Origin of the sequence: Belnapia moabensis DSM 16746, assembly GCF_000745835.1 — a bacterium.
In the GTDB taxonomy this organism is placed as follows: Bacteria; Pseudomonadota; Alphaproteobacteria; order Acetobacterales; family Acetobacteraceae; genus Belnapia; species Belnapia moabensis.
In genome coordinates this window covers 1-8,223 of record NZ_JQKB01000137.1, presented here as the reverse complement: position 1 = coordinate 8,223, position 8,223 = coordinate 1, and the positions used below count along the sequence as shown (strand labels likewise).

The window sequence follows — 8,223 nt, the reverse complement described above, 5'->3', positions numbered from 1 at the left end:
CATACCGCCCCGAAAGAACGCCAAACCCTGGAAGGCCGATGGCGCCGGGGCGATCGCACGAAATGAAGCCCTCCGTGCATCGCGGCGCTTTGGTCGGACTATCTGGCGACGATGGAGCGGCTATCACCGCCGAAGCCGCGCAGAGACCAAAATGCACTGCATCAAACTCTTGGGCCAACGCCTGACGGCAAGAGACTTCGACCGCCAGGTCGCCGAGTTCCAGGTTCGTGTGGCCGTCTTGAACGGCTTCACCGCGCTCGGAATACCCGTCACCGAAGCCGTAGGATGAGGCTGTCCGGGGAAAGGGGAACCCTAACCGTCAGCTCATTTGTGCAACAGAGCCGTCGCGCTGCCCTACTTCAAAAACTCGGCCTAGAGCCAGCGGATGGTGCTCGGCTCGCTCGCCGCCGGCGGGGCGCTCGGCAACCTGATCCCTCCGGGCATCACCTTCATCATCTATGGCCTGATTACCGAGACCTCTGTCGGCGCCCTCTATATCGCGGCGCTGCTGCCGAGCATCCTGGTGACGGGCCTCTTCATCCTCATCATCACCATCCACGGCCTCCGCCACCCGCTGCCCAAGCCGGAGCGCCTGCCGCTCGCGCTGAAGCTGCGGGCGCTGATCGATCTGGTGCCGACGCTGCTGCTGATGCTGCTGGTGCTCGGTTCCATCTATGCGGGCTATGCGACGCCGACCGAGGCCGCCGCGCTCGGCGTCGTCGGATCGGCTGCCTTCGCCGCCATCGAGGGCAAGCTGACCTTCCGCCTGCTGAACGCGAGCGCGGAGGCGACCGCCCGCAACACCGCGCTGCTCGGCCTCATCATCTTCGGCGCCTATCTGCTGAACTACCTGCTGACGACGATCAACGTGCCGCAGGCGCTGGCGGGCTTCATCGGCGGGCTGCCGCTGCCGCCCTGGGCGATCATGGCGTCGATCCTGGCGCTCTACCTGGCGCTCGGCACCTTCATGGAGGGCTTCTCCATGATCATCACCACGGTACCCGTGATCTTCCCCGTGGTGCAGGCCCTCGGCTACGATCCCATCTGGTTCGGGGTGATCGTGACGATGCTGGTGGAAATCGCGCAGATCAGCCCGCCGGACGGCACGGTGATGTATGTGTTGCAGGGGATGCGGCCGCGGCCCGGGCCCGTCACCGATGTCTTCGCGGGCGTAATGCCCTTCCTCGGGGCCTATCTTCTGGCGGTGGTACTGATGATGATCTGGCCCGATATCGCGCTCTGGCTGCCGCGGGTGATGGGATGAGCGCGCCCGGTCGTCCGAGCGAGAGCGAGGACGTGAATCGGCCGCGAGGCGATGCAAAGCCGATCAGGATCGCCGTCGATATCGGCGGCACCTTCACCGACCTGCAGATCCTCGATGCCCGCGACGGCGCCGTGCGCGCCTGGAAGACGCCGACTACGCCGGAGGACCCGTCCATCGGCCTGCTGCGCGGCGTGACCGAGGCGGCAGAACGTTTCAGCTTCTCCCTGCCCGAGGTCGGGCTGCTGCTGCACGGCACGACCATCGCCACCAACGCGGTCCTGGAGCGGAAGCTCGCCCGCGGGGTGCTGCTGACGACGGCTGGCTTCGAGGACGTGTTGGAGATCACCCGCCATGTCCGGCGTGAGCTCTACAAGCTGGACCTCGATCCCTTCCCCTGCCTGATCGAGCGCGACTGCCGCCTCGGCGTGCACGAGCGCATGCGCGCCGACGGCACCGCCGAGCAGCCACTCGATGAGGCGGCGCTGCCGGGACTATTCGCGCAACTCGATGCGCTCGGCGCCGAGGCAGTGGCCGTGTGCCTGCTCCACAGCTACGTCAACCCGGCGCATGAGCAGCGGCTGAAGGCGTTGATCGCCGCCGCGCGGCCAGGGCTGCCGGTTTCGCTGTCGAGCGAGATCAGCCCGGAGATCCGCGAATACGAGCGCAGCAGCACCACCGTGCTGAACGCGCTGCTGATGCCGGTGGTGAAGGCCTATCTCGACCGGCTGGAGGCGCGGCTGGGGGAGGGGGGCTTCCACCCGCTCGTCTTCCTCGTCCAGAGCAACGGTGGCGTCTGCAGCCTGCGCCAGGCGGCGGAGCAGCCGGCGCGGCTGCTGCTCTCCGGCCCCTCCGGCGGCGCTTTGGCCGCCGGCCGCATTGCCGAATTGCTGGCGCGGCCGAACCTCGTCGCCGTCGACATGGGCGGCACCAGCTACGACGTCTCCGTGGTGCAGGGCGGCCGCGTCTCCGTCGTAACCCAGGGCGAGATCGACCGCCTGCCGGTGCGCCTGCCGATGGTCGAGATGCGCACCATCGGCGCCGGCGGCGGCTCCATCGCCAGCGTCGACAGCGGCGGGCGCCTCACGGTCGGACCGCGCAGCGCCGGCTCTCGCCCCGGCCCTGTCGCCTATGGCCGCGGCGGGACGGAGCCGACGGTGACGGATGCCAACCTCGCGCTAGGCCGACTCGACCCGGACTACTTTCTCGGCGGAATGATGAAGCTCGACATGCCGGCGACGCGCGAGGCTATCGCGGCGCGGGTCGGCACGCCGCTCGGCCTTTCCGTGGAACAGGCGGCGCAGGGGATGCTCACCGTCACCAATGCCAATCTCGGCGCGGCGGTGCGACTCTCGCTCTTCGAGAAGGGGCTCGATCCGCGCGACTTCGCCCTGCTCTCCTTCGGCGGTGCCGGCGGCCTGCATGCGACCGATGTCGCCGCCGAGATGGGCATCCGCGAGGTGATCTTCCCGCGCGAGCCCGGCACCTTGTCGGCCTACGGAATCCTCTATTCGGACCTCGTGCAGGACATTGCCCGCTCCCGCATGATGCCGGCGGTTCCCGCCAGCCTTCCCGCCATTGAGGAGATCGTCGCCGCGCTGAGGGCCGAAACCGAGGCCGGCCTGGCCCGCGACGGCGTGCCGCCGGAGCGGCGCGAGATCGGCATCGCCGCCGACATGCGCTATCATGGCCAGGCCTTCGAGCTGCTGATCCCCTGGCCTGAGCTGCCGGACCTCGCCGCGCTGCTTGCCCGCTTCCATGCGATGCACCGCCAGCGCTTCAGCTATGCCGACGAGCAGGAGGCTGTGGAGATCGTCACCCTCCGCGCCATCGCCACCGGCCGCCTGCCGAAACCGGATGCGGCGGAGCCGACACCGGCCGAGCGTCCCTCGCTGAAGGGCAACCGCCGCGTGTTCGCCGATGGCGCCTGGCACGACCTGCCGATCTGGGACCGCGAGGCGCTGAAGCCCGGCGAGCGCATCACCGGCCCCGCCATCGTCGAGGAACCCTTCGCCACCCATTGGATCGGCTCCGGTTGGAGCGCCACGCTCGGCGCCGCCGGCGCCCTCATCGCCCGGAGCGACGCCTGATGCTGGGACCGATCGAGATCGAGGTCATCCGCAACGCGCTGACCGCCGCTGCCGCCGAGATGGACGTGACCGTCTGGCGCACCAGCCGCAGCACCATCGTCCGCGAGCTGCTCGACTACTCCACGGCCGTCTTCGATGCGGAGGGCAACAACCTCGCCCAGTCGGCCCGCATCCCGAGCCACCTCAACAGCATGTCGCATTTCCTGCGGGAGATCCTCGACCGCTATGTCGATGCGGCGGCCTGGGGGCCGGAGGATGTCGTCATCTCCAACGACCCCTATTGCGGCGGCCAGCACCTGCCCGACATCTGCGCCTTCAAGCCCGTCTTCCATGAGGGGCGGCGCATCGCCTTCGTCGGCACGCTCTGCCACCATATCGATGTCGGCGGCCTCGTCGCCGGCAGTTATGCTGCGAAGGCGATCGAGATTTTCCAGGAAGGCCTGCGCATCCCGCCGCTCAAGCTGATCGAGAACGGGCGCCGCAACGAAGGCGTCTGGGCGATGATCCGCCAGAACATCCGCAAGCCCGACCTGCTGCTCGGCGACCTGCAGAGCCAGATCGCCTCGCTCGAAGTGGGTGCCACGGCGCTGCGGCGGTTGGCGACACGCTACGGTGCCGAGGGCATGATCGAGGCCGGGCGTCGCATCCTTGACATGAGCGAGCAGGCGATGCGCGCCGCCATCTCCCGCATGCCGGACGGCACCTACGAGTTCACCGACTGGCTCGACGATGACGGCATCGACCTCGACAAGCCGATCCGGCTGCATGTCGCGCTGACCATCAAGGGCGATGCCATCTCGGTCGACCTCTCCGGCTGCTCGCCCCAGGTGCAGGGCCCGACCAATGCGACGCTCGCCAGCAGCAACGCGGCGGTGATGTTCGCCGTGATGTGCGCCTCCGACGAGCCCTTCGCAGCCAATGCCGGCTGCTACCGCCCGGTGACCACCATCGCACCAGAAGGTTCTGTGGTGAATGCACGGGCGCCGGCACCCGTGGTCCACCGCATCGCCGTTACGCATCGGCTGCTGAATGCCATGTTCGGCGCGCTGCACCAGGCGGTGCCGGACCGCATCCCGGCCGCCTATTACGGCAATTCCTATGTCTGCACTTTTCAGACCGTCGCGGAAGACGAGAAGCGCGAGGTGCTGGTCGAGATTGAGATCGGCGGCACCGGCGCGCATCCGAAGAAGGATGGCGTCAACGCCCTCTCGGCCGGCATGCACAACAACAGCAACATCCCGATTGAAATGATCGAGGCGCAGGCGCCGTTGACCATCACCCGCTACCTGCTCTTGCCGAACTCCGGCGGGGCCGGCGAGCATCGCGGCGGCCTCGGCCTGCTGCGGGAGTGGCGCGTCGACAGCCCGCGCTGCTTCTTCACCGCGAATATGGACCGCTTCGTCCATGCGCCCTACGGCCTCGGCGGCGGGGCGGCCGCGAGCACCGGCAAGCTGGTGCTGACGCGCGACGGTGCGGAAAGCCCGATGCCGCCGAAATCCGACAATGTGCCGCTGCAGCGCGGCGACCGCATCCGGCTCGAGACCTCCGGCGGCGGCGGCTTCGGAGACCCCGCGCGCCGTGCGCCGGAAGCCGCGGCGCGCGACCGCGCCCTCGGCTACGTCACGCCAGCAGGCGCCGGGTGAAGCGGCGCGAGCTGCGGAACATCGGCCGCACCCGCTCCGTCCAGGGCGTCGAGCGCGCCGCGATCCACTCAGGGGTCTGGTTCGCTTCCGGCCGCTCGAAGCGGTAGGCGGCGAGCAGGTTGGGCGCGCCGCCGTCCAGCCGCCGGTAACGCGTGCCGCCGATGCAGCCGGGGCAGCTCGTCAGCATCGGCAGGTGCTCCTGCTCGTACCACTCAAAGATCGCGGGCAGGTCCGCCTCGGCGATGTCGAGCTCGACCGTGTAGAGGAAGGGCGCCGGCCGCGACACGTCGCCAAGCGAAGCGATAAGAGCGTAGGGGATACCGCCCTTCGCCTCCGGCGGCGCCTCCAGCCAATGCCAGACATCGGCCTCGTTCTCCAGGTCCTGGTAGCGCAAGCCGGGGCCCTGCCCCTGTTGGATCAGCAGATCGGCCATTCTGTTTCCTCCACTCTCGCGGCAGTATCGGCTCGGACTTGGCAGGGAGGGAAGCCATGGCTCGGGTCGCGGTCATCGGTGCGGGGACTATGGGGCATGCGTTGGCGCTGGTCTTTGCGCTTGGCGGGCATCAGGTGCGCCTCACCGACAGCAACGAGGGGACGCTGGCCCGCGCGCAGGGGCTGATGGAGAAGGCGCTGGCCACGCTGGTCGAGGGCGGCGAGGCGCCGGTGGACTGGACCTCGGCGCATCTGGCCCAGCACGTCACCCGCCATGCCGATCTCGCCGCCGCTGTGGATGGCGCCGAGCTGATCGTCGAGGCGATCATCGAGACGCCGGAGGCCAAGCGCACTCTCTTCGCGCAGCTCGACGCGCTGGCGCCTGCCGAGGCGGTGATCGCCAGCAACACCAGCCATCTCGACGTCTTCCCGCTGATCCCGGAGTCGCGGCAGCCCCGTGCCCTAATCGCCCATTGGTACACGCCGCCCTATCTGGTCGACCTCGTCGATGTCATCCCCGGCCCGCATTGCGAGCCCGCCGTCTTCGAGGGCGTGATGGGGATGCTGCGCGCCATGGGCAAGCAGCCGCTCGGGCTGAAGAAATTCGTCCCCGGCTACGTCGCCAACCGCATCCAGGCTGCGATCGGCCTAGAGGTGCAGCACCTGCTCGATGAGGGCGTGGCGACGGCGCCCGAGATCGATGCCGCCATCATCCACGGCCTGGCGCTGCGCCTGCCCGTCCTCGGCGTCTTCGCCAAGGCGGATTTCACCGGGCTCGCGCTGTCCCAAGCGATCCTCGCCAACAAGAGCTACGCTCCGCCGCCGGTGCGAGGACGTAGCGAGACGCTCGACCGGCTGGTGGCGGAGGGCCGCACCGGCGTCCTCGCCGGCGCCGGCTATTACGACTGGCCGGGCGATCCGGCGGCTCTGTTCGAGGCACGCGACCGCCGCCTCATCGCGCTGAAGCAGGCGATGCGCGAGATCGGCACCATGGCCGGCCTGGAGCGCGGCGAATGATCCGCTACGATCTCGCCGGCCGCACGGCGCTTGTCACAGGCGCCGCCTCCGGCATCGGCCTCGCCCTCGTGACGCAGCTCGCCCGCAACGGCGCGCGGGTCGCGCTCAACCATCTGGCCGATGACCCGCGCGGGCCGGAGCAGGTGGAGCGCCTGCGTGTCGAGGGACTCGACGTCATCACAGCCCCGGGCGATGTCGGCGATGCGGCTGACGGCCCGCGCATGGTGGAAAAGGCCGTCGCCGATCTCGGGAGGCTGGACTTCCTCGCCAACAATGCCGGCACGCCCGGCAGCCGCACCAGCGTCGCCAGCCATGAACTGGACCGCATCACCGACGAGCTTTGGCAGGTGCTGGTGCAGGTGAACCTGGTCGGCGTCTTCCGCTGCACCAAGGCTGCCGCACCGGCGCTGAAGGCGGCCGGCGGCGCCGTTGTGAACACCGCCTCCATCGCCGGGCTGAACTCGCCCGGCTCCTCCATGGCCTATGGCGCGACCAAGGCCGGCGTCATCAGCCTGACGAAGAACCTGGCCCGGGCCCTGTCGCCCGAGGTGCGCGTCAACGCCGTCGCCCCCGGTGCCGTCGACAGCGCTTGGATGATCGAGTGGACCAACGAGCAGCGCAGCAGCAGCATCGACAAGGCCTTGCTCAAGCGCCGCTGCACGCCGGACGACCTGGCGGAGGTGATGCTCTTCCTCCTCGCCGGGGCCGCCATGGTGACGGGGCAGACGGTCGTGGTCGATGGCGGGCTGACGCTCAGCGGGTAGGGAGTACCACCACCGTGCCGCGCTTGGTGCCGGACTCCACGGCCTCATGCGCGGCCGCCGTCTCGGCGAGCGGGAAGGTGGCGGCGATCCGATGCAGCCGCGGCGCCTCAAGCAGCCAGGCATTGATCTCTTCCATCGCCTGCCGCCGTGCTGCGGCCGGCGCGCTGTTCAGCACCACGCCACGCAGGTTGACGTTCTTCCGCATCAGCACGGCGGAGACGGGGATGGCTGGCGAGAGGCCGCCGCGGCTGGCATAGCCGATGACGCTGCCGTTCAGCGCCACCACCTCCGACCAGAGCGCGACATTGCCGCCCACATCCACCTCGACGATGCGGTCGACGCCGCCCGTCGCCGCCATGATGCGGGCGGCGCAATCCGGCGCCCGGTAGTCGAAGACCGCATCCGCCCCGGCGGCCGTCGCATCCTTGCTCTTCCAGCCGCCGCTCGCCGTGGCGCCGACCCAGGCCGCGCCGCCCCAGCGCGCGAGCTGCACTGCGTAATTGCCGACCGCCCCGCCGCCGCCCGAGACCAGGACGCGCAGCCCCCGCACCGGTCCATCGGCGAAGAGGCAGCGATGCGCAGTCATCGCCGGAATGCCGAGGCACGCACCGGTCTCGAAGGATATGCCCTCCGGCAGGGCGATGACATTCTCCGCCGGCACGCAGGTGAACTCAGCAGCCGTACCGAAGGGCCGCCCCCGCTGCGCGTTGTAGAGCCATCTGTGGACGCCCCCTTCAGGGCAAGGGAAAACTTCAGGATTGCCGTGACGCGTAGTCGGATGCTGCCATCTGTCCGGCCTCTTTTGCGGCCATGGACCGCCGGCCTGCATGGGAGTTCGCGGATCGGGTCCACATCAGACCGGCGTACTCGGGGTACGTTGGCTCTACCTGGTTCTCCCGACCCCGTCTCACCGACTGTTGCGCCATGACCTCCTTGCGCTCGCCCTACGCCTCGGTGGCTGCCGGCCGTGGCGGACTTACGCCGCCACAGCCGGAGCCTTGTACGTGCCGCCCTTG

8 protein-coding genes are annotated in these 8,223 nt (G+C 69.2%); 6 read left to right on the top strand and 2 right to left on the bottom strand.

The features are described 5' to 3' along the window. The 4 genes from EP26_RS34010 to EP26_RS28305 all read left to right on the top strand — a co-directional run. Nucleotides 1-289: transposase (locus EP26_RS34010; RefSeq protein WP_342669073.1), on the top strand; the 289-nt coding region annotated here is incomplete at its 5' end. 96 nt (nucleotides 290-385) lie between these two features. Next, on the top strand, nucleotides 386-1,264 hold the full coding sequence (locus EP26_RS28315) for a TRAP transporter large permease (protein ID WP_043344278.1): 879 nt from the start codon (nucleotides 386-388) through the stop codon (nucleotides 1,262-1,264). Then, entirely contained in the window at nucleotides 1,261-3,351 is a 2,091-nt protein-coding gene (locus EP26_RS28310; RefSeq protein WP_084113093.1) for a hydantoinase/oxoprolinase family protein, read from the top strand. Before EP26_RS28315 ends, EP26_RS28310 begins: the two co-directional genes overlap by 4 nt. Continuing rightward, nucleotides 3,351-4,994, top strand: coding sequence for a hydantoinase B/oxoprolinase family protein (locus EP26_RS28305; protein ID WP_052389802.1), 1,644 nt, complete (start codon nucleotides 3,351-3,353; stop codon nucleotides 4,992-4,994). The genes EP26_RS28310 and EP26_RS28305 overlap by 1 nt, the downstream gene beginning before the upstream one ends. Here the strand turns inward: EP26_RS28305 and EP26_RS28300 are convergent. Beyond that, a complete protein-coding gene (locus EP26_RS28300; protein ID WP_052389801.1) occupies nucleotides 4,972-5,427 on the bottom strand; it encodes a DUF4286 family protein in 456 nt (151 codons plus the stop codon). The genes EP26_RS28305 and EP26_RS28300 overlap by 23 nt on opposite strands. A gap of 56 nt (nucleotides 5,428-5,483) precedes the next feature. Here EP26_RS28300 and EP26_RS28295 point away from each other — a divergent pair, with 56 nt between their 5' ends. Both EP26_RS28295 and EP26_RS28290 read left to right on the top strand, forming a co-directional pair. Next, entirely contained in the window at nucleotides 5,484-6,443 is a 960-nt protein-coding gene (locus EP26_RS28295) for a 3-hydroxyacyl-CoA dehydrogenase family protein (RefSeq protein WP_043344275.1), read from the top strand. Beyond that, the gene (locus EP26_RS28290; protein WP_043344272.1) at nucleotides 6,440-7,207 is read left to right on the top strand and encodes an SDR family NAD(P)-dependent oxidoreductase; all 768 of its coding nucleotides are present in this window, start codon (nucleotides 6,440-6,442) and stop codon (nucleotides 7,205-7,207) included. The genes EP26_RS28295 and EP26_RS28290 overlap by 4 nt, the downstream gene beginning before the upstream one ends. Here the strand turns inward: EP26_RS28290 and EP26_RS28285 are convergent. Then, nucleotides 7,197-7,868: a zinc-binding dehydrogenase gene (locus EP26_RS28285; protein ID WP_052389800.1), complete on the bottom strand. Its 672-nt coding sequence runs from the start codon at nucleotides 7,866-7,868 to the stop codon at nucleotides 7,197-7,199. The two genes, EP26_RS28290 and EP26_RS28285, sit on opposite strands and share 11 nt — an antisense overlap. Nucleotides 7,869-8,223 lie beyond the last annotated feature (355 nt).